Raw genomic sequence first — 20,502 nt, 5'->3', positions numbered from 1 at the left:
AGGAAACAAGAACAATCCATGAAACTGATCAGCGAAACCAAGGTTTTCGACGGCCACCAGCAACGCTACGAGCATGCATCCGAAGTGCTCGACTGCACCATGCGTTTCTCGGTTTTCCTGCCTTCCCAGGCCGAGAACAAGTCACAGAAATTCCCCGTGCTCTACTGGCTGTCCGGATTGACCTGCACGGATGAAAACTTCAGCCAGAAGGCAGGCGCGCAGCGGATGGCATCGGAGCTGGGCATTGCCCTGGTGATTCCGGACACCAGTCCCCGGGGCGATGATGTGGCGGATGACGAGGGTTACGATCTGGGGCAGGGCGCCGGTTTCTATCTGAACGCCACCCAGCTGCCGTGGAAGCCGCATTACCGCATGTATGACTACATCGTGGACGAGTTGCCGCAACTGGTGGAGGCGAACCTGCCAGTGACCGACCGCCGTGCGATCTCCGGGCATTCCATGGGCGGGCACGGCGCACTGGTCATCGGCATGCGTAACCCGGGGCACTACGAGTCTATCTCCGCGTTCAGCCCAATCTGCAATCCAATCAGTTGTCCCTGGGGTGAGAAGGCCTTTAGTGCCTACCTTGGTGCCGATCGCCAGAGCTGGGAAGAGTACGATGCGACGGTATTATTGAGCAGGGCCACGGAGCAGCAGCCCATCCTGATTTCCCAGGGTGAAGACGACGAATTCCTCGAGCAGCAGCTGAAGCCCAACGCGCTTGAAACGGCTGCAGAAGCCGCAGGTTATCCGCTGAAGATGGAGCATCATGCCGGTTACGATCACAGCTATTACTTTATTGCCTCTTTCATCGAGCAGCACCTGCGTTTCCACGCCGACTATCTGCTCAAGCCCTGAGTTGCCGGTCGCGGTCAATTTCCAGAGAGAGCAAGTTGAGTGCCATCTTGCGCAGGAGCTGTCATGCTCATTGGGCCAGCAGCCCCGGGGATGGACCAGCACCTGCTAAGCTGCAGGGCAACATTGAGTTGCTGACAGCGAGCTGCCGATATGACAAAGGCTTACCAGTTTTCCTGTGACTGCGGTGCGATCGAATTCCAGTGTGTGGGACCACCGAAAGTCCAGGGCTTCTGCCATTGCGACGATTGCCGTAACTTTCTCAAGGTGCCCTACCATTCGGTGGATGCCTGGGAAGCGGACAAGGTGACTGTGACCAAAGGTGAAGATCAGCTCGCCGTTTACCCGCACCCGGAAAAGAAGATGAAACGCTTTTTCTGCAAGAACTGTGGCGAGACCGTATTCAACAGCAACGCCATGGACTGGCGCATCGTCTCGCAGCTGTTGGTGCGGCGGCAGAACCAGGGGGAAATGCCGGAGGATCTGGCGTCAAAGAGCCACTTTTATTACGGGCAGCGTATAGTCGATATTGACGACGGGCTGCCCAAGCGCGACTGACCTGCCTGGCCACTTCGGTGTGATTCAGCTGCCCCAGGGCGGAGGGGGCAGGTCACTCTCTTCGGTCAGGTCGAATTCCACCCGAAACCGGCGCCCGCTGGGGCGTGTCAGCTCGTAGGCAAACATCTCACCGGGATGGATCTCCATGGCCCAGGTGTTTTCCACCGATGCGCCCAGGCCTTGCCGCTGGAACAGCGCGATGGATTCCGCATCCACCGGAAATTCCTGCCGGGTACTACTGCCCGGATCGCTGGTTTCACCACCGTACATGGTGACCGCATCCTCACTGCCATCCTCGTGCCGATGGTCGTGCTTGAGGCGCAGGCCGTTATCGGTACGGGTCAGGACCCAGGTCCGGGAGTGATCGTCGCCGACGTGGAAGGGGATGCGCAGTTGCCGCGCAGGCTCCTCACAGCCGCGCACGTGCATCACCAGCGCTTTGCCCTCGAAGGAGTCCGGCTGGTCGGTGCGTGGCTCGTTCGCGACAATACGTCCTGAAAAAGCCTTGCCACAGAGTGCGGCAATGTTGGCGAGGAAAATATCGGCGGGTTGCCCGTTGCGCTTTGCCGCCTCCGTGGCTTTCTCTTCCGTTTCACAGCCCTGCAGGGTGATCAGCGTAGCGACCAGGGCCGTCAGTAGCACCTTTTTATTTTGCACCGGCATTTTCAGCTCTCTTTTTAACGTGTTGTCCTGTTTCAAGTGTGTCCTGTCGATGGCCTTCAGCCGGCATCCTGCTCATCAATGATCTGCTGCAATTGCTGTTTGAAGGTCTCCACCTCCTGGGCGCCACTTATCCCATACTCGCGGTTGAAGATAAAGAGCGGCACGCCCTGCACGCCCTGGGCCATGATCTGCTGCTCCTGGGCCCGCACCTCCTGGGCATAAGCCTGGGCCTCCAGGACCTGCAGCGCTTCATCGCGATTCAGCCCAACGGCCTGGGCGGCATCCGCCAGTACATCGCGATTGGAGACGTCCTTGCGCTGGCCGAAAAAGTCCTCAAACAGTCGCAGGCTAAGCTCCGTTTGCTTTTCATAGGGGTGGGCCCAGTGCAGCAGCTGGTGGGCATCGAAGGTGTTGTACATGCGCATGTCGTCGCTGTAATCGAAGGTGAAGCCGAGGTCGGCGCCAAGATCCGTCAGGCGCTGTCGGGCGTCGATGCTCTGTTGAGGGGTCGTGCCATATTTTTCCGCGAGGTGCTCGCGCAGGTTTTGCCCCTCAGCAGGCATCTGAGGGTTCAGCTCAAACGGGTGCCAGTGCAGGGAGGTTTCAAACTGCTCCCGATAGTCAGCGAGGGCACGCTGCAGGCGCAGATACCCGATCACACACCAGGGGCAGACCACATCTGAGACGAGATCGATTCGAAGTGGCAACTTGGACATAAGGCCTCCATCTAACTCTTTTTACTCTAGTCAATACTGCGCCAGCGCCTGCAGCACCAGCAGCAGGCCGGAAGCCAGCAGCAGGACGCGGCAGCTGAGCGTAAACTGTCGATCGGAAATGCGCCCCTGAATGCGCCGGCCGAGCCAGGTCCCGAGCAATGCGATGGGTACCAGCGCCAGCGAGAGCCACACCAGCCACAGCGGCCACTGACCGCTGAGCACATAGGGCACCACCTTGATGGCATTCATCACGCCGAAGAATATGCCCGCAGTGGCCAGCCAGGTAAGTTTGGGCAGGTTTCTTGCGATCAGGTAGATATTGATCGGCGGACCGCCCGCATGCAGCAGGGTGCTGGTGAGCCCGCTGATACCGCCCCACAACCAGCTGGCCCCGCGCATGTTGCCGAGCCAGGGCGCCAGTTGCTGCCACAGGGCAAATACGATCGACACCAGACCAAGCAGCAGTTTCAGCAGTGTATCCGGCAGTGCCCCCAGCAGCAGGCCCCCGGCAACGATGCCGGCCATGGCCGGAGGCAGTATGGCCCGCAGCTCGCGCCAGCTGGCGTGCCGGCGATAGTACTGGATCGTGCGCACATCCATGACAAGCAGCAAGGGCAGCATCAGGAAAACCGCGGTGGGTACCGGTATGACCAGCGCCAGCAGCGGGACTGCAACTACCCCGGCGCCCCCGGCAAATCCGGATTTGGAAATGCCAGTCAGGACAATGCCGGTGGCTGCAAACAGCCAGAATAGTGGGGAACCGATGACTCCTTCCAAGTAAAGTCCACCCTCAACCGTTCTTCGGTAGATCGAACCAGAGCGCCTCAACGCCGTCGCTGCCAGCAATAACTGACTGTTCCCGGGTCGTTATAAAACCGATACCGTCCCCCTCACTGAAGGTGTCTCCGCCAATGCGGGCGCCGCCATCGATCAGGTGCAGGTAGCCTGTGCGGCCGCCGGTTTCGAGGGTGAACTCCTCCCCGGGGGCAAGCCGCAATCGTGAGAGGCTGGCATCCTGGTGCATGGACAGTGAACCATCGCGGCCATCCGCCGTCACCAGCGCTGTCAGTGGGCCCTGTTGCTGGATGCGGGCCTGTTCATAGCCGGGTTCGATACCAGTGACATTGGGCTCGATCCAGATCTGCAGAAACCGCAGGTTCTCCTTGCGGGAGCTGTTGTATTCCGAGTGTTTTATGCCGCGGCCGGCGCTCATGCGCTGGACTTCACCCGCAGGCACCACGTAACGGTTGCCGGTGCTATCGCGGTGCTCGATCGCGCCCTCGAGCACGTAGGAGATAATTTCCATATCCCGATGCCCGTGGGCTGGGAAACCGCCCCCACCGCGTACACGGTCGTCATTGATGACCCGCAGTGCGGAAACGCCCATATGGCGCGGGTCAAAGTAGCTGCCGAAGGAAAAAGAGTGTCTGCTTTCCAGCCAGCCGAAGTTGGCACGCCCGCGCTCACCGGCCCGGCGAATGTAATCCATGGCGTAGGCCCTTTGCCTGTTAGCTGGCGCCTATCTTATGAAGCACGCCGGTGTCGGAAAATCGCATTTATTGAAAGGGTAAACTGGAAGAAATCGAAGGGTTTGCTGTACTTGCCTCAGCGAGGTGTTGCGTCGTTGACGGGCAGACCAGTCCGTCAATGGCAGATCAATCATTTCAATCAGGGGGTTCCAGTATGGCAAACCATCGCGTGCTGTTTGTGCTGACCGGGCATCAGGAGCTCGGTGATACCGGTGAGAAAACAGGGTTCCACCTGTCAGAGGCGGCCTATCCATGGCGGGTGCTTCGCGAGGCGGGATTTCGGGTGGATTTCGCCACACCCGAGGGCGGACCTGCACCAGTAGATCCCGGCAGTGAGGATTTGGAAGACCACACCAACAAAGCGTTTCTGTCTGACCCGGGTGTCGCTGATCAGATCAAGGCGACACCGGCGGTCGGCAGTCTCGATCTGACAAAGTACTCGGCACTCTATTTTCCCGGCGGTCACGGCACCATGTGGGACCTGCCGGATAGCAGTGCCGTCCAGGATGCCGTACGCGAGATGGCGGAGGCCGGTAAAGTGGTGGGCGCCGTCTGTCACGGCCCGGCCGCCTTCGTCAACGTCAAGCTCAGCGATGGCAGCTGGTTTGTGGATGGCAAACGGCTCTCGACTTTTACCGATGAAGAAGAAAAGGCAGTGGAAAAGGCCGATATTGTGCCCTTTATGCTCGCTTCAAAATTGCAAGCGCGCGGCGCGATACACGAAAAAGCCGATAACTTCGCCAAGTCGGTGACGGTGGATGGCAACCTGGTGACCGGACAGAATCCCGCCTCGGCCCAGGGGGTGGGTGAAGCAATTCGCGATAGAATCCTGGCGCAGGCTTCCGCAGCGGATTGAGGGTTAGCGGAGTCAGGGGGAGTCTCTGCCCTTATGCCCGTGATCACCTGGTAATGACTCTTGCAGGCTTAAGACCAGGCAGCGGCGGGCGGATGGTGCGGGGAGTATGAGAGTGCAAGCCCGCAAAGTAACTGTCGCCACCGCTCTCCCTGCAGTGGCGACCTCGTCAGCCGTTAGCAGTCGGTATCTGCGACGTCGGCTCCCTCCTTCACTTCCTCGCAGGCATCTTCCACCGCATTACCTACATCCTCGACGGTTTCGTCGATCGTTTCACCAACTTCCTCTGCACCGGTTTCACGCTCGCAGCCAGCGATGCCAACACTCAACAGTGCGGCGAAAAATACCAGTGCCATTTTCCTAATGATAATCATGCTTTAGTTCCTCGATTGGTGAACCATTTGGTGCCGGATTCGCCCCGGCACAGCGTGGAGCAATCGACTGCTCGACGTTTCACCATGGTAACTAGCCTGGATTCCGCGGGCTACCCCGCGCTTATGAAAATGTGATATGTGGTGTATTCCCCGGAAGGGGGTTGAATATATGGCCGGTTATCCTCATGAATAAAGAGCTCAGGATAAATCTGTTCAGTGAGAGCCGGATAGTACTCGAGTGGATTTAGTACTCGAGTAAATTCTCGCTGAACTTCCGGGCGGACAGGATTGTCGACATTCGAGAACCCGAAAGGTGGTTAATCACATTCTTTTGAAGGGGGACATATTTTTTTCACTCGCGGGAATGAGCGTCTTGGGATGGTGATATTTTTGCGGTTGCTGCTATTAGTTTCGCTGGTCTTTTCTCTGCAAAGCGCCGCCCAATCCGAAGGGAGTCCTGTTGAAGCGGCTCCTGACGTTGCGGCGGAAACGCCGCGAAATAAGGATGGAGGGTCTCCGGGAAGCGCCAGCCATGCTGACGCCAGCCTGTCCCCAGGCCAGATCGACCAGCTGGTTTCACTTTTGGAAGATCCAGCCCGGCGCCAACAATTTTTGGATAACCTCAAGCGGCTTCGCGAGGCTGGTGAGGCCACTTCAGAAGGGGGTGCGCTTAAAATCAGTGATGCCCTCGCGGTAGATGATGTGGCCACCGAAATAGTGCGCGACTACTCGTCCTTCCTCAATGGGATTGGCCTTTCTGCCAATGAAGCGGGGAAGTTACTGCTACTGGTCATCGCCTCTGCAATTCTGCTACTGGGCGTAGCATTCAATAATCACATCGCCTCATTTATTGATGGAAAGCTGCGACCGGCGCGTAAGCGACTGAGACTTGCGCGTTCACGCTTTTCAGTGTTGTTCAGGCTGCAGCGCTGGCTTGGTTATGCCATGGCCGTAATCCTGTTTGGTTATACCGTAGTGGAGCTCTTTGGTGGTGCTCTGGTTGCGTTTATTTCCAGGGAAACCCTGCAGAGTATGGCCCAGGTCACGTTGTCACTGTTTCTCGTGCTGGCGGTGTTCTGTGCGCTCTGGGAGACGATCAATAGTGTGATCGAGCATTATTTCGGTGGGCAAATGCTGTCAGCCAATGCCCGCGTGCGAACCCTCGTGCCGCTGATCCGAAACCTGCTGTTATTTGTGCTGACGGTATTGACCATACTGGTGCTCCTGTCGGAGTTCGATGTGGATGTCATGCCGCTGTTGGCCGGTGCCGGTGTCTTCGGTATTGCGATCGGTTTCGGTGCCCAGACCCTGGTCAAGGACTTCCTCACCGGTTTTACGATTCTGCTCGAGGATCTTCTGCAGGTGGAAGATATCGTGACGGTTGGTGGCCGCACCGGCGAGGTTACCAATATCTCACTGCGCAAGATCGAGTTGCGGGCACTGGACGGCACTGTCCACACCATTCCTTTCAGTGAGATTTCTGTGGTTGATAACCTGACGAAGAACTATAGCTATTACATGCTGGATATCGGCGTGGCCTATCGCGAGAACACCGACGAGGTGATTGAATGCCTGCATGCCGTGGATGAGGAAATGCGGCAGAGTGACGAGTTCGGTGCGCTTATCCTGGAGCCGCTTGAGGTGCTGGGTGTGGACGCATTCGAAGACAGTGCAGTCATGATCAAAGCGCGGACAAAAACCCTGGCGCACGAGAAGTGGCGAGTGGGGCGGGAATTCAATCGCCGCATCAAGCTCAAATTTGATCGCGAGGGTATCGAGATTCCATTCCCCCACCAGACGCTCTATTTTGGCGAGGATAAATCCGGTCGGGCGCCAGCTGCCCGGGTGGACTTGTCGGATCATGCAGAAAGTGCCCAGACCGCTGAGGGCGTTGAAGCACGCAATGATCACTGGAGTGCTCGTTTGGCGAGGCGTTAGTACAGGGCGATGGCGTGGCGGTTTGCGACTATGCTCTCGGGCAGGTGTGGATGGCGGAGAGTCGCAATCCACCGGAATGTAGATGCGCAGAGTGCAGTTAGTGGCTAGGTGCTGAGTGTTTCCTTGATCTGCTGTCGCAACCATTGGCGCATGGGGTCCTGGTGGGTGCGCTGGTGCCAGGTCTGCACCACCTGCACTGGTTCCAGTTGCAGCGGCACCGGGTAGATTTTCAGGTCCGGATAGCGCTCGCAGGCCTCCTCGGCGATGCTACGCAGGCAGGTGAGTAGCATGTCGGTACCGCAGACCACAGCCGGCGGGGCGAGGAAGCTGGACAGTCCGGCGATCACTCTGCGCTTTTTCCCCTGAGCTTGCAGTGCGCGGTCTACTACGCCATTCAGATCACCGGTCAATGTCGTCACCAGGTGCCGGCACTCCAGGAAAATCTTCAGCGTAAGTTGCTTTTTGATGTTCCGATTGGCCCCGCTGGCCAGCACAACGAATTCCTCAGAGTGCAGTGCCTGCTGGTAAAAAGTGCCGGGGAGGTCGGTGTAAAAGCCAGCGATGGCGATGTCGCAGCTGCCATTTTCCAGCTCCCTCGCCGGTAGCTGCCCACGAGTGTTGTGGGTGACCAGTTGCAACTGGGGCGCCTGTTCGGCAATGCGGTGAATGAGCGCCGGCATCAACAGCTGCTCCACGTAATCCGTGCTGTAAATGTGAATGATGTCCGGCTGCGACAGGAAATCCCGCCCTTCATTGAACTGGTAAAAATCCTCGATCTCGGCCACCAGTCGAGCCACTTCCGGCGCCAGTGCGTGGGCCCTGGGGGTTGGGGTGAGTCCCCTCGCGGCCCGTACAAACAGCGGGTCCCCGAGTTCATCGCGGAGCTTGTTGAGGCGGTGGCTCAGCGCCGGCTGACTCAGGGCCATGCGCTGGGCGGCAACCGAGAGGTTCTGCTCTTCATACAGCACCTTGAACAGCGCCAGCAGGTTCAGGTCCTTCGATGAGATATTCATTTCTTTAATGTCTCAAGGCCGAGTGATTCGGTGATTACAGCAGCGCAGTGCGAAGGCTTCAACTGCGGCCGTGATGTGGGGCGGTGGGACCTCTTGTCAGCGAACTGGCCGCCAAATCCGTCGCCGATTAAACTGTGCTGCTCGTGTCCGTGAAAACCCTGGCGACACACCGCAAGTAGAAAACGAGAGCACTATGAATAAGAAGATTCTTTGTCTGCTCGGGGGGATGATTGCCGCGCAATCTTCTGCCGAGCAGCTCACCATTGAGCGGATGTTCTCCGATCCCGCCCTCGACGGCACCGCCCCCCGCGCGCTGGAGTACTCCCCCGATGGCCAGCGTGTCACCTTCCTGAAAGGGCGCGAGGAGGATTACGACCGCTATGACCTGTGGGAATACAACATCGCCGATGGTGAAACCCGGATGCTGGTCGACTCTGACCGCTTGCACCAGGGCGAGGAAAACCTGTCCGACGAGGAGAAGGCCCGTCGTGAGCGCCAGCGTATCTATGGCACCGGCATCATGGAGTACACCTGGTCGGAAAAGGGGGATTCTCTGCTGTTTCCCCTGGCCGGTGATGTCTTCTACTACGAACTCGCCAAGGGTGAGGCGCGTCGCCTGACGGAGACCGAAGCGTTTGAAACCGACGTGCGGGTTTCCCCGCAGGGCCGCTATGTATCCTTTATCCGCGAGCAGGATATTTTCATTGTCGATCTCGAGACCGGGAAGGAGCGACAGCTCACCACCGATGGTGAGGGACCGATCAAAAACGGTATGGCGGAGTTCGTCGCCCAGGAAGAAATGGATCGGATGACCGGTTACTGGTGGTCACCGGACGAAAAACATATCGCCTTCCTGCGTGTGGACGAGAGTCCGGTAGATGAAGTAACCCGCAGCGAGATCTACGCAGACCGTATCGACATGATCCAGCAGCGTTACCCCGCAGCGGGGCGCCCGAACGTAAAGATCCAGCTCGGTGTACTGGATATCGATACGGGCAAAACCCAGTGGATCGATCTCGGCAAAGAGACAGACATCTACATTCCGCGGGTCAAGTGGGCGCGGGACAATCTGCTCAGCTATCAATGGCAGGACCGCAGCCAACAGACACTGGAACTGCGCCTGGTTGATATCGATTCCGGCGACAGCCGCACCCTGGTGACAGAGAAGAGCGACACCTGGGTCAATCTGCATGACGACCTGTATTTCCTGAAAGACAGCGATCGTTTTATCTGGTCCTCGGAGCGCGATGGCTTCCGCCACCTGTACCTCTATGACCTGACTGGCAAGCTGCTGCAGAAGCTGACAACCGGCAACTGGACCGTAGACGCGCTGGAAGCGGTGGACGAAGGAAAGGGACGCGTGTACTTCACCGGTCGCAGAAATACGCCGATGGAACGTCACCTGTATGTCACTGATCTCCAGTCAGCCAGAGAGGACTCTCCCCGCCGTATTTCCCAGCGCGCCGGCATGCACTCGGTCGAGTTTGCCCATGATGCCTCCGGCTATATCGATACCTTCTCCAACGTGCAGACTCCAAAGCAGGTGAGCCTGCACGACACGGATGGCGAGCGTATTACCTGGATCGAGGAGAACCGGGTGGATGAGAATCACCCGCTGTTTGCTTACAAGCAAGACTGGATCAAGCCGGAATTTGGTGCCTTCCGTGCACCGGAGGGGCACCAGCTCTACTACCGCTTGTATAAGCCGGCGGATTTCGATCCTACCAAGCGCTACCCGGTGATGGTGTTCGTGTATGGCGGACCGCACGTGCAGCTGGTCACTAACAGCTGGGACCGGCTGTTCAACCAGTACATGGCCCAACAGGGCTACGTGGTGTTTACCGTGGACAACCGCGGCTCCGCCAACCGGGGCACTGAGTTTGAAAACCCCATCTACAAGGCCATGGGATCCGTGGAGGTGGACGATCAGGTGGCGGGCGTGGAATTCCTGCGCACGCTGCCATTTGTCGACCCGGAGCGCATCGGTGTATTCGGGCACAGCTACGGTGGCTATATGGCCCTGATGACCATGTTCAAGGCTGGCGATCATTTCAAGGCCGGTGTCTCCGGTGCGCCGGTGACCGACTGGGGGCTCTACGACACGCATTACACTGAGCGCTATATGGGTAACCCGAACAAGGTTCCCAAGGCCTACGAGGCCGCCTCCGTATTCCCATACGCAGAGGGCCTCATAGGGCCACTGCTGATCTACCACGGCATGGCGGACGACAACGTGTTGTTCACCAATACCACCAAGTTGATCAAGGAGCTGCAGGACAACGGCCAGCAGTTTGAACTGATGACTTACCCGGGTAAGAAGCACAGCCTGCGCGGTAAGCAGACCCGGATTCACCAGTACAGCATGATTCGGGACTTCTTTGATCGTCACCTGAAAAACGCCGACTGAACCGGCGGCTTTCCCATGACTTCGTGAGCCGGGCTTTGCCCGGCTTTTTTTATTTCCCTCTCGGTCCCGCCCCTGTCGCCACCTTTCCCCCTCCTGGGCCCTCTGTCGCTCACTGTTGTAATTATGGCAATGCAAATGATAATGAGTTGCATTAAGTTTGCGGTATGGCTAGACTCGCCTCCACTCACTTGGGGCAAATACAGGGGAACTGAGATGAATAAGGCAACAAGGATCTTCCCGCGGGCGCTGCTGGCGACCGCACTCTGTGTAACGAATGCTGCGATTGCCGCAGAATCCGATGCGCGCCTGGAAACCGTCGAGGTAACCGGCGAGCAGGCGGGTAGCTACCTGGCCGAAGAAATGAGCACCGCGACGGGCCTGGGCCTGAGTGCACTGGAGACACCGCAGTCGGTCTCGCAGATCAGTCGCGCGCTGATGGATGACTTCGAAATCGACAGCCTGAACGAGGCGCTGGAAACCACTCCGGGTATCATGGTGGAGAGTGTCGAAACCGACCGCACTTACTACACCGCGCGCGGGTTTGATATCACTAACTTCCAGCTGGACGGCGTCGGTGTTCCCGCCACCTACGGTAACAGCAATGGCGAAATCGATACCGCCATCTTCGAACGCATTGAAGTAGTGCGCGGCGCCGGTGGCCTGATGGCCGGCGCAGGTAACCCCTCTGCCACCATCAACCTGGTGCGCAAGCGCCCCACCGATGATTTCAACCTGCAGCTTGGCGCGACTGCCGGCTCCTGGGACAAGGAGCGGCTGGATGCCGACGTCTCCGGCACCCTCACGGGCGGTGTCCGCGGGCGCTTTGTGGTCGCCGGCGAAGACCGGGAGTCCTACCTGGACCGCTATGGCATGCAGAAGAACGTCGCCTACGGTGTGGTGGACTGGGCTCTCGGTGCATCCACCCTGGCCACTGTCGGAATCAGTCATCAGGAGAGCAATGCTGACAGCCCGCTGTGGGGTGCGCTGCCGATGCACTATACCGACGGCACCCAGACCGATTACGACGTGTCCGCCAGCACTTCTGCCGAGTGGTCCTACTGGGACAATACCGACACCACCGCATTTGCGGAGTTGGTGCATGAGTTCGCAAACGGCTGGGAGGCGAGGGCCTATTACACCCACACCGAGGTGGAGGGGGATAGCGAGCTCTTCTACCAGTACAGCCTGCCCGACTCAGCGACCGACGCAGGCCTGATCGGCTACGCCAGCGAGTATGGGCTCGAGGAGAGCCGTGACCTGCTCGATCTGCGCCTGTCAGGAAGCTTTCCCCTCGCCGGTCGGGATCACGATCTTCTGGTCGGCTACAACTGGGCCGAGGGTTCAGTAGAAGACTATTCCCTGTTCGATTACACCAACGGGTTTCCCGCCATTGGCGATTTTACCGAGTGGACGGGCGTAACACCGGTGCGCCCTGTATTTACAGATGGGCTCAGCGGTAGCGATTGGAGTGATCGCCAGCAATCACTGTACGCAGCCACCCGCCTCAGGCTCGCTGAGCGCCTGTCCCTGATCGCAGGTGCGCGGGTCACCGACTGGAAAAGTGAGGGTGAGAGTTACGGAGAGGATCACGGTGCGCGGGCTAGCGGAGAGGTCCTGCCCTATGCCGGTCTGGTTTACGCCTTCTCTGACGCTGTCTCGGCTTACGTGAGTCACACCGAAACCTTTATGCCCAATCGGGATATTGGTGCCGATCTGAAGCGCCTGGATCCGGCTGAGGGGACAAATGACGAACTGGGGGTCAAGGCCGCGCTGATGGACGGCAAACTGGTTGCCACAGCCGCAGTGTTCCGCGCCGAACACCGGAATGTCTCGGAGTCCGCGTACTTTGATGCAGACCTCGGTGCAACGATTTACGAGGGGCGGGACTATGAGAGCCAGGGCTATGAGCTGGAGCTGGTTGGCCAGCTGAGCGAGGGCCTGCAGGCGAGTCTGGGCTATACCGAGCTGGATATCGAGGATCGTGAGGGTAATGAAGCTCGCAGCTTCGTTCCCAAGCGGGTATTGCGCGCCTATGCCAATTACCGAGTGCCGGCAATGCCGCAGCTGAAAGTCGGTGCCGGTGTTAACTGGCAGGACGATATCGAACGCACAACGGCTTACGGCATCACTGTGCGCCAGCAGAGCTATGCCAATGTCAGCGCATTTGCCAGCTATGCATATAGCGCGAATCTCAGCTTTGCCCTGAATGCCGCCAACCTGACTGACGAAAAGTTTATAAACAGCCTCTACTGGGATCAGGCTTTCTACGGTGCACCGCGCAATTTCAGCGCCTCCGTTAACTGGCGTCACTGATTCAGAGTATCCACAACGTTGATTGACTCAGCATTGGAGTGGCGGAATTCCCGCCACTCCCTTTTTGGTTTGATGACCCCGAAAAAAGCATGAATAAAATCCTGTTTAAATTGCACGGCTGGATGGCCCTGATTGCCTTTGTCCCACTGCTGGTGATTTGTATCACCGGCAGCATTCTGGTGTTCAAGCATGAGATTGACGCACTGTTGATCGAAGATCGGGTTCGGGTAGATGCCGCGGGTCGCGAGCGCCTGAGCCTGGATGCGTTGGCTGATTCGGTGAACAGCAGCTTTCCCAATCATGAAATTGTCGGATGGGCGCTATTTCAGGATAGGGGGCGGGCAGATCTGGTTTACACCATGGAACGTGGCACGGACGAATGGACCTATGCTCTGCTGAATCAGTACACCGGTGAGCCGTTGCGGCCACCCATGGGCCTGACGCATCACCTGACCGACTGGCTGCTGGACCTGCACTATACGCTGCTGCTAGGTGACTGGGGTATGTTGATCAGTAGTGTGTTTTCGATTCTCTTGTGCCTGCTGGGAATCACCGGCCTGATTCTGTATCGCAATTTTTGGAAGCGATTTTTCACCCTGTGCTGGGATGCGCGACTAATGGTCTATTTTTCTGACCTGCATAAACTGGTTGGCACTATTGGTGCGCCGGTTTTACTCATTCTCGGCTTCACCGGGGCCTGGTGGAATATCACGCACTTTGCCCATGAAATGGAAGAGCACGCCGATGGCCACGCGCATCAGGTCATGGAGCAGCGACTATACAGCGACAGGCTCTCGCTACAGGCCTTGCATGATCAGGCCGGTGAGCACATCGCCGGTTTCGAGCCAACTTATATCACCATGCCGTGGGAGCCGGGAGTGAATATCACCTTCTGGGGTGACGTGCCCAGCGGAAACCCGCTGCTGAGCCAGTATGCCAGCAGTGTGACCTTCGATGCGCACAGCGGCGAGTTTCAGGCGGCAGCGGATATCAGGGAGCAGAGTCTTGGTGTCAAAGTGGTCGACAGCTACCGCCGCCTGCATTTCGGGGACTTTGCCGGAGTCTGGAGCCGGGTACTCTGGTGCATACTGGGCCTGAGTCCTTTGATACTGTCGGTTACCGGGCTCACCCTCTGGTACAGGCGTCGGGAGAAACGCCGTAAGGCGCGGGAAAAAAGGCAATGGAAAAAACGCGCTCCGGCCGTCGCTGTTTCAACACCGTAGCGAGTCACCGGTCGTTTGTTACCTGTTGAATTGCCGGGCTTTGCCCGGCTTGCTGCTTTTGTCTGCTTGCTAGACCGATAAAAAACGGCAGTGGCCAGCATCGGTCAATACCGGAGGGCTCGGTCATTGGGTAACGTGCGCGCCCATTGTTGCCTGTGAATTATCTGTCGTCGTCTATAGCAACGGCGTGTTCCCTATACTGCTTGCGCTTCGATCAATCCTGTCTGTTCAGACCATTCGAGGATAAGACATGGCGCTCTGGAAACCCGACCCCTCTTTCTATCCCTCCCCCAAAATGGCAATGCAGGCACCGCCGGAGCGCCACGCGTATGTTGCTGCACTGAACTACGGGCGTAATGATCAGCCGGATGCCATCTGTGTTGTGGACCTGGATGAGAGTTCGGATTCGTATGGCACGGTGCTCAACAAAATGGATTTGCCACACGTTGGCGATGAATTGCACCACTTCGGCTGGAATGCCTGTAGCTCGGCCCTGTGTCCTTTTGCTCCCCATCCGCACCTTGAGCGCCGCTATCTGGTGGTGCCCGGTATTCGCAGCTCGCGCCTCTATATCATCGATACCAAACCGGACCCGACCAATCCGCAGATTACCAAGGTGATTGAGCCGGAAGAAGTGATGGCCAAGTCCGGCTACAGTCGTCCCCATACCGTGCACTGTGGTCCGGATGCGATCTACGTCAGTGCCATGGGTACCGCCAGTGGCGAAGATGGTCCCGGCGGTATCTTCATGCTGGATCACTTCAGCTTCGAAGTGAAAGGCCCGTGGGAGATAGATCGTGGCGACCAGGAGCTGGCCTACGATTTCTGGTGGCACCTGGCGGAGGACGTGCTGGTCAGCAGCGAGTGGGCCAAGCCACACCAGTTTGAAAACGGACTGGTACCGGAAGATTTACTCGCAAATAAATACGGGCACCGCCTGCATTTCTGGGACCTGCGCAAGCGCAAACTAGCCCAGACCATTGACCTGGGTGCCGAGCATCAAATGGTGCTGGAGTTACGCCCGGCCCACGATCCGCGCAAGAGCTACGGGTTTGCCGGTGTCGTTATCAGTACCGAGGACCTCTCCGCCTCCATCTGGGTATGGCACCAGAAGGACGGAAAGTGGCAAATGGAAAAGGTCATCACGATCCCACCGGTGCCCGTGAAAGAGGAGCAGTTGCCTCCGGCGTTAAAGCCTTTCGCCGCTGTGCCACCGCTGGTGAGTGATATCGATCTCTCCCTCGATGACCGTTTCCTGTACGTGTCCTGCTGGGGCACCGGTGAGCTGCTGCAGTACGACGTTTCCGATCCTTTCAACCCGAAGCTTTCCGGCAAGGTTGCCATCGGCGGAGTCGTCAACAAAAAGGCGCACCCCAAATCAGACAGCCCGCTGTTGGGCGGGCCGCAGATGGTGGAGATCAGTCGTGATGGCAAACGGGTCTACTTTACCAATTCCCTCTACAGCAGCTGGGATGATCAGTTTTACCCGGACAAAATGGGAGGCTGGATGGTAAAGGTCAATGTGGATCCCGACGGCGGCATCGCTCTGGATCCGGATTTCTTCGTTGACTTTGGTGAGACCCGGGTCCACCAGATCCGCCTGGAGGGTGGCGACGCCTCCACGGATTCCTTCTGCTACCCGTCATGACCCCGTGGAGAACGAGGTGTTAGGGCCTCTCGGCCCCTGGCTCGCCATGCTCGGCTTTGGCGCCTTCCACGGTCTCAACCCGGGCATGGGTTGGCTGTTTGCGCTGTCACTCGGGCTGCAGCAGCAGCGCGAACGGGTGATCTGGCTATCCCTGATTCCCATTGCCGCAGGCCACGCCCTCGCGATTGGCCTCGCGGCGCTGCTGGTATTGCTGGGGTTGCAGTTCATCTCTCTATCCGTGTTGCAGTGGCTCACCGCAGGCCTGTTATTGCTCTTCGGCCTCTACAAGCTGTTCAACTACTACCGACACCCTCGCTGGGTGGGTATGAAGGTGGGTTTCGGGGATCTGTTCCTCTGGTCTTTCCTCATGGCCACTGCCCACGGTGCCGGTTTGATGGTGATTCCGGCGTTGATGGGTGTGACGGGTGCGGGGATGGATCACAGTGGTCATGCGGGCCATGTCTCCGCAGCGGGTATGGATATGGTGCTGGCAGTGGGTCTGCATACTGCCGCCATGTTGCTGGTAATGGGGGCGACGGCCTGGGTGGTATACCGGAAATTCGGCCTGACGATACTGCGCCAGCACTGGATCAATTTCGACCTGATCTGGGCGTTCGCATTGCTGGCGGCCGCGGGGATCGCCGCCTGGATGGCCTGGTAGCCCTTCCGGTAATCTCGATCAGTCCGACCAGCGAATTTCCTCCCGGGGAACTGGCTCGAACGGATTCCGTTTGTGGATGGAGATATAGCAGCGCCCGTACTTTGAGCGCGGACACTGCTTGTGGGGCCAGGGACCGCCGTGCAGTTCGATCGGCAGAATGTGGTGCATCATCGCTACGTGTGCCCGGTACACGGTGTTGCCGCCCATCTCGTAAGATAGGGGGTGCTCCTCCTCGATGATGGCGAAATTCCAGGGTGGTTCGTAACGGCCGCTGCGCTGCTGGCGTCCGCAACTGCCGCAGGGATTCTGCACGGCGTGAACCCACTCTTCGTCTTCCCGCACTGTCACCTTGCCGAAATTGGCGATGGCGTAGAACTCAACAGTGCGGATAACGCGCTCCTTGTCCGGCAATTTGTTGACGCTGTCATACCAGCTCAGCCAATCCTTTTCACAGCTGTTGCGCAGGCAGTCATTCAGGTGTTCGATACCGTGTTGCCGGTAGAGGCGGGTGAGCATCAGTGCGCAGTAGTCCCGGTAGAAGTCGTGCAGATCCCGAGCACCCCTTTCGACGGTGCGATAGAACTCAAAGGCGCCGTCCGTATCTCCATGTTCCAGCTTCTCTGTGAAGACTCCAAGCGGATCTTCCATAAACGGCCGCACACTGGCGAGGCTCACGCCCTCTCCGGCGAAGTTGGAGAATAGTGATTCCATGGGTACCAGGTGCTTGGCGGCCTCATGGCCGAGCTTGTCGCTGCTGTAGGCAATGATGGATGTCATCCAACCGTGAAAGAGCACGTGCAGCTCATGGTAGAGGGCTGTGACATGCTGGAAACTGGTCTTGATGCGGTCGTGGTCGTCGCTGTGAATCGCCGCCTGCATGCGCTCCAGGCCAGACTGGCCGAGCGTTTCCAGCTCGGAGGCAGAAAACATCGGGGAAGTCATGGGCTCTCTCCGCGGTTGCCTGCAGTGCAGGTTAGGCTGGCGGAGGTTCTTTCAACAGAGCCACCGGGGGCAGGTGGCAGAGGGCTGCTGGTGGATCAGTCTCTCAGGACCGTCTCCCGAAAGGCCGGGCGTTGCTCCAGTCCGGCCGCTATTTCCGCCAGCTGCCTGTGGCTGCTACGCCAATCGATCTCGGCGTGGCGGAAGTCGAGATAGCCCAGCGCCACGGCGAGATTGATATGCGCCAGGGACAGCTCCCCGGGCAACAGCCCGCTATGCTGCGCCAGGTAATCGAGAGTGCGCTGTATGGCATCCTGGTATCGCTGCCACCAGAATTCTGAGCGCAATCCGTCGTGCTCCCGGCTTTTTTCGATGCGCAGCAGTACCAGGGTGTCGATGAGCCCCGAGCACACGGAAGAGAACGTCTTGAGCTCCCAGCTTTTTTCCACTGCCGATCCGAGCTGGCCATTGCCCAGCTCGCTGTCCAGGTAGGCGCAGATGACTTCGCTATCCATGATGCTGTGACCGGCGTCGGTGACCAGGCACGGCACTTTGCCCAGCGGATTTGCGTTCAGGAAATCCGCCTCGTTACTGAATGGGTGGGATACCGTCTCCCTTACTTGCGCAAGCAGGTTGTGTTCGCGCAATCCGATGCGGGCACTGCGGGCATAGGGTGAGGAGTTGGTCAGGTAGAGTTGCATGGCGCCCTGCTGCGATCACTGTGAAAGTCAGAGTCTGCGCGAGGGCGCCCGTACTGTCCAGCTGGCGCGATCAGTGCAACGGCGGCTGGTGACTGTTTGTGATCCGGTGATACAAGCGGTCTTTCAGGTGGGCCCGCTGGATTTTGAGGGAATTGAAGTGGTTATCGTCGGTAGCTACCCCGCGCTCTTCCAGTCCGCGAATTTGTTTGTCGAGTTTGTGGTAGGTTTCGCTTTCGGTTTTGAACCTCAGGTCTTCACGGTTCAGGCGCTGGATGGTGTCACTGAATTCGGGAAAGTCGTTCTCAAGGGAGTGGGAAGGTATTGGCATGGCAAGCTCCTGCGAAATTATCGAACGGCCACGACGTAAGTGTAGCCTCTGGGTTGAATTTGGCGCAGCGGTATAGCGGGGAACAGGCCTGGGACTTCCCCATGACAATCTAACTAACCGACCTAATGAGCTTTCTTTTTATAGCTAATCTTACGGGCCCGTGATCCAATCACTTGATCCAATCCAGGCCTGTGCCGTAAGTACTGGCTCACGAGCTGCGCGTTGCAGCGTCTCAGGTCTCCGGTCGGAGACGTGGGACTGGATCACTATAGTCAATGTGGACTGCTTGGGAGTTGTAGTGTGGATCTGAATGCGAACTTTGATCGCAGAGCGGTTATCCGTCCGGGTGAATACCAGTGGCGCCCGTCGCCGGTGGCAGGCGTCGAGCGCATGATGCTGGATCGTATTGGCGATGAGGTGGCGCGCGCGACCTCGATCGTCCGCTATGCGCCCAACAGCACCTTTCCCGAGCATACCCATGGCGGCGGTGAGGAGATCCTGGTGCTCGAGGGGGCTTTCGGGGATGAATATGGCAGTTACCCGGCGGGGACTTATATCCGCAACCCGATCGGTTCCAGCCACAGCCCGAGCGTGGGCCCGGAAGGCTGTACCATCTTTGTCAAACTGCACCAACACAGCGAAAAGGAAAAGAACCGGATAGTCATCGATACCCGCGCGGCACAGTGGCAGCCCGGGCTGGTGCCGGGGCTCTCGGTGCTGGGGCTACACGAGCTGGAGGGAGAACGTGTGGCACTGGTGCGCTGGGCCCCGTACACGCAATTCCAGCAGCATATGCACCTGGGCGGCGAAGAGATTTTCGTGATCGAGGGGACTTTTTTTGACGAGCATGGCGAGTATCCCCGGGGCAGCTGGATTCGCAGCCCACACCTGAGTGAGCACACGCCTTTTACCCGTGAAGACGGGGCGCTGATCTATGTGAAGACCGGCCACCTCTGAGGCCGATTCCCAGGCCCGCTCAGTCCAGCAGGGCCTCTTCCTCCTCACGGATGCGCAGGGGCAGCCGTTCCCCGAAGAAATACTCGAGATAGGCGATGACGGCCCGCTTGGCTTCGTCGATATTGAAGTCATCGATGCGGCCAAAGCGGCCGTAGGCGCCGGACCAGATACCCTCTGCGATGGTCAGTGCTACCCGAAAGCGCTCCGGCCAGCGGGGTGAGGCCGGCAGCTCAAAGTCCGTATCCAGGTAATCCAGTAGACGCAGCCCCAGGCGGTTGCGGTCTTCCAGCAGCAGTTCCCGTACCGCCCAGCCGGGGGCGGGACCGAAGCGCATTTTCATCACCGATTCGCTGGCGCACAGCTGTTTCTGGAGCTGATCCAGGAAGTGCTCGGTGCGGCTCTGCCAGTTGGGGCTGGAGCCGGCACTGACGTCGGGCAGCGAATCCAGGTGCCGCTGCATCAGAGCGGCAAACAGCGCCTCGCGATTGGGGAAGAAGTGGTAAACCGATGCGGCGGGCACGCCTGCGGCCTCGCTCAGGTCCGATAGGCTGATCTCGCTGGTTTCGCGAAATTGCAGCAGGCCGTCGAGGGCATCGAGCAGTGTGTCGAACTTCTCTCGGCCGTTCTTTCGTTGTGGCTTTCGGGGCAGGGTTGTATACCGCCTTCGTGGCAGGGGTGGGCTGGGATCAGTCAACGCTCGGTAACTCTCTTGTTTAACCCGAGGGCATCACATTCGGGTCGTGGCATTTTTACCTTGTAGTTATCACCTCGGCTCGCACTATTGGCCTGACCTGGCGCACGCGAGTCTTCTTTTTGGCGTTTGGTG

At 58.4% G+C, this 20,502-nt stretch carries 20 protein-coding genes; 10 read left to right on the top strand and 10 right to left on the bottom strand.

Features of this window, described 5'->3' with window-relative positions:
- Positions 1-18 precede the first annotated feature (18 nt).
- Complete coding sequence (fghA, locus tag AWR36_RS06435) at positions 19-858, top strand: S-formylglutathione hydrolase (RefSeq protein ID WP_067082785.1); 840 nt, start codon at positions 19-21, stop codon at positions 856-858.
- Between the two features lie 150 nt (positions 859-1,008).
- Positions 1,009-1,413: a GFA family protein gene (locus AWR36_RS06430; RefSeq protein WP_067082783.1), complete on the top strand. Its 405-nt coding sequence runs from the start codon at positions 1,009-1,011 to the stop codon at positions 1,411-1,413.
- A 24-nt stretch (positions 1,414-1,437) separates the two neighbouring features.
- On the opposite strand, the gene AWR36_RS06425 is transcribed toward AWR36_RS06430, so the two are convergent.
- Genes AWR36_RS06425 through AWR36_RS06410 form a run of 4 tightly spaced genes read right to left on the bottom strand, consistent with a single transcriptional unit; the run spans position 1,438 to position 4,281 of the window.
- Positions 1,438-2,076, bottom strand: a complete 639-nt coding sequence (locus AWR36_RS06425) for a hypothetical protein (RefSeq protein ID WP_067082779.1) — start codon at positions 2,074-2,076, stop codon at positions 1,438-1,440.
- 56 nt (positions 2,077-2,132) lie between these two features.
- Entirely contained in the window at positions 2,133-2,792 is a 660-nt protein-coding gene (locus AWR36_RS06420; protein ID WP_067082778.1) for a DsbA family oxidoreductase, read from the bottom strand.
- 30 nt (positions 2,793-2,822) lie between these two features.
- Positions 2,823-3,569 (bottom strand): sulfite exporter TauE/SafE family protein, encoded by a 747-nt coding sequence (locus AWR36_RS06415; protein WP_067082772.1) that lies wholly within the window; start codon positions 3,567-3,569, stop codon positions 2,823-2,825.
- A 13-nt stretch (positions 3,570-3,582) separates the two neighbouring features.
- Positions 3,583-4,281 (bottom strand): pirin family protein, encoded by a 699-nt coding sequence (locus AWR36_RS06410; protein WP_067082768.1) that lies wholly within the window; start codon positions 4,279-4,281, stop codon positions 3,583-3,585.
- Between the two features lie 194 nt (positions 4,282-4,475).
- On the opposite strand from AWR36_RS06410, the gene AWR36_RS06405 reads away from it, so the two are divergent.
- Positions 4,476-5,177, top strand: coding sequence for a type 1 glutamine amidotransferase domain-containing protein (locus tag AWR36_RS06405; protein WP_067082762.1), 702 nt, complete (start codon positions 4,476-4,478; stop codon positions 5,175-5,177).
- Positions 5,178-5,350: 173 nt separating this feature from the next.
- On the opposite strand, the gene AWR36_RS06400 is transcribed toward AWR36_RS06405, so the two are convergent.
- Positions 5,351-5,548 carry a hypothetical protein gene (locus AWR36_RS06400; protein WP_067104543.1) on the bottom strand — a complete coding sequence of 66 codons (198 nt, stop codon included), beginning with the start codon at positions 5,546-5,548 and terminating at the stop codon, positions 5,351-5,353.
- A 612-nt stretch (positions 5,549-6,160) separates the two neighbouring features.
- Between AWR36_RS06400 and AWR36_RS06395 the strand changes: the two genes are divergently transcribed.
- Complete coding sequence (locus AWR36_RS06395) at positions 6,161-7,486, top strand: mechanosensitive ion channel family protein (protein ID WP_067082756.1); 1,326 nt, start codon at positions 6,161-6,163, stop codon at positions 7,484-7,486.
- 104 nt (positions 7,487-7,590) lie between these two features.
- Here AWR36_RS06395 and AWR36_RS06390 read toward each other — a convergent pair whose 3' ends face one another.
- A complete protein-coding gene (locus AWR36_RS06390; protein WP_067082749.1) occupies positions 7,591-8,499 on the bottom strand; it encodes a LysR family transcriptional regulator in 909 nt (302 codons plus the stop codon).
- 193 nt (positions 8,500-8,692) lie between these two features.
- Here AWR36_RS06390 and AWR36_RS06385 point away from each other — a divergent pair, with 193 nt between their 5' ends.
- The 5 genes from AWR36_RS06385 to AWR36_RS06365 all read left to right on the top strand — a co-directional run bounded on the left by AWR36_RS06385 (position 8,693) and on the right by AWR36_RS06365 (position 16,751).
- The gene (locus AWR36_RS06385; RefSeq protein WP_067082745.1) at positions 8,693-10,906 is read left to right on the top strand and encodes a S9 family peptidase; all 2,214 of its coding nucleotides are present in this window, start codon (positions 8,693-8,695) and stop codon (positions 10,904-10,906) included.
- A gap of 213 nt (positions 10,907-11,119) precedes the next feature.
- Entirely contained in the window at positions 11,120-13,219 is a 2,100-nt protein-coding gene (locus tag AWR36_RS06380) for a TonB-dependent siderophore receptor (RefSeq protein WP_067082741.1), read from the top strand.
- Between the two features lie 89 nt (positions 13,220-13,308).
- On the top strand, positions 13,309-14,442 hold the full coding sequence (locus AWR36_RS06375; RefSeq protein WP_067104589.1) for a PepSY-associated TM helix domain-containing protein: 1,134 nt from the start codon (positions 13,309-13,311) through the stop codon (positions 14,440-14,442).
- A 250-nt stretch (positions 14,443-14,692) separates the two neighbouring features.
- Complete coding sequence (locus AWR36_RS06370) at positions 14,693-16,090, top strand: selenium-binding protein SBP56-related protein (protein ID WP_067082730.1); 1,398 nt, start codon at positions 14,693-14,695, stop codon at positions 16,088-16,090.
- Positions 16,091-16,106: 16 nt separating this feature from the next.
- On the top strand, positions 16,107-16,751 hold the full coding sequence (locus AWR36_RS06365; protein ID WP_197409242.1) for a hypothetical protein: 645 nt from the start codon (positions 16,107-16,109) through the stop codon (positions 16,749-16,751).
- 18 nt (positions 16,752-16,769) lie between these two features.
- On the opposite strand, the gene AWR36_RS06360 is transcribed toward AWR36_RS06365, so the two are convergent.
- The 3 genes from AWR36_RS06360 to AWR36_RS06350 form a co-directional block, all read right to left on the bottom strand.
- A complete protein-coding gene (locus AWR36_RS06360) occupies positions 16,770-17,693 on the bottom strand; it encodes a hypothetical protein (RefSeq protein ID WP_067082723.1) in 924 nt (307 codons plus the stop codon).
- 95 nt (positions 17,694-17,788) lie between these two features.
- Positions 17,789-18,391 carry a glutathione S-transferase family protein gene (locus AWR36_RS06355; protein ID WP_067082721.1) on the bottom strand — a complete coding sequence of 201 codons (603 nt, stop codon included), beginning with the start codon at positions 18,389-18,391 and terminating at the stop codon, positions 17,789-17,791.
- A gap of 70 nt (positions 18,392-18,461) precedes the next feature.
- Positions 18,462-18,719 carry a YdcH family protein gene (locus AWR36_RS06350; RefSeq protein WP_067082719.1) on the bottom strand — a complete coding sequence of 86 codons (258 nt, stop codon included), beginning with the start codon at positions 18,717-18,719 and terminating at the stop codon, positions 18,462-18,464.
- A 300-nt stretch (positions 18,720-19,019) separates the two neighbouring features.
- Here AWR36_RS06350 and AWR36_RS06345 point away from each other — a divergent pair, with 300 nt between their 5' ends.
- The gene (locus tag AWR36_RS06345; RefSeq protein WP_067082716.1) at positions 19,020-19,676 is read left to right on the top strand and encodes a cupin domain-containing protein; all 657 of its coding nucleotides are present in this window, start codon (positions 19,020-19,022) and stop codon (positions 19,674-19,676) included.
- A gap of 19 nt (positions 19,677-19,695) precedes the next feature.
- Here the strand turns inward: AWR36_RS06345 and AWR36_RS06340 are convergent, their stop codons facing one another.
- Positions 19,696-20,370 carry a TetR/AcrR family transcriptional regulator gene (locus tag AWR36_RS06340; RefSeq protein ID WP_067082712.1) on the bottom strand — a complete coding sequence of 225 codons (675 nt, stop codon included), beginning with the start codon at positions 20,368-20,370 and terminating at the stop codon, positions 19,696-19,698.
- Positions 20,371-20,502: the final 132 nt, after the last annotated feature.

The sequence above is a fragment of the Microbulbifer flavimaris genome (assembly GCF_001641755.2).
GTDB lineage: Bacteria > Pseudomonadota > Gammaproteobacteria > Pseudomonadales > Cellvibrionaceae > Microbulbifer > Microbulbifer flavimaris.
Note: the sequence above shows the minus strand (reverse complement) of the source record. Positions and strands in the feature narration are given on the sequence as shown.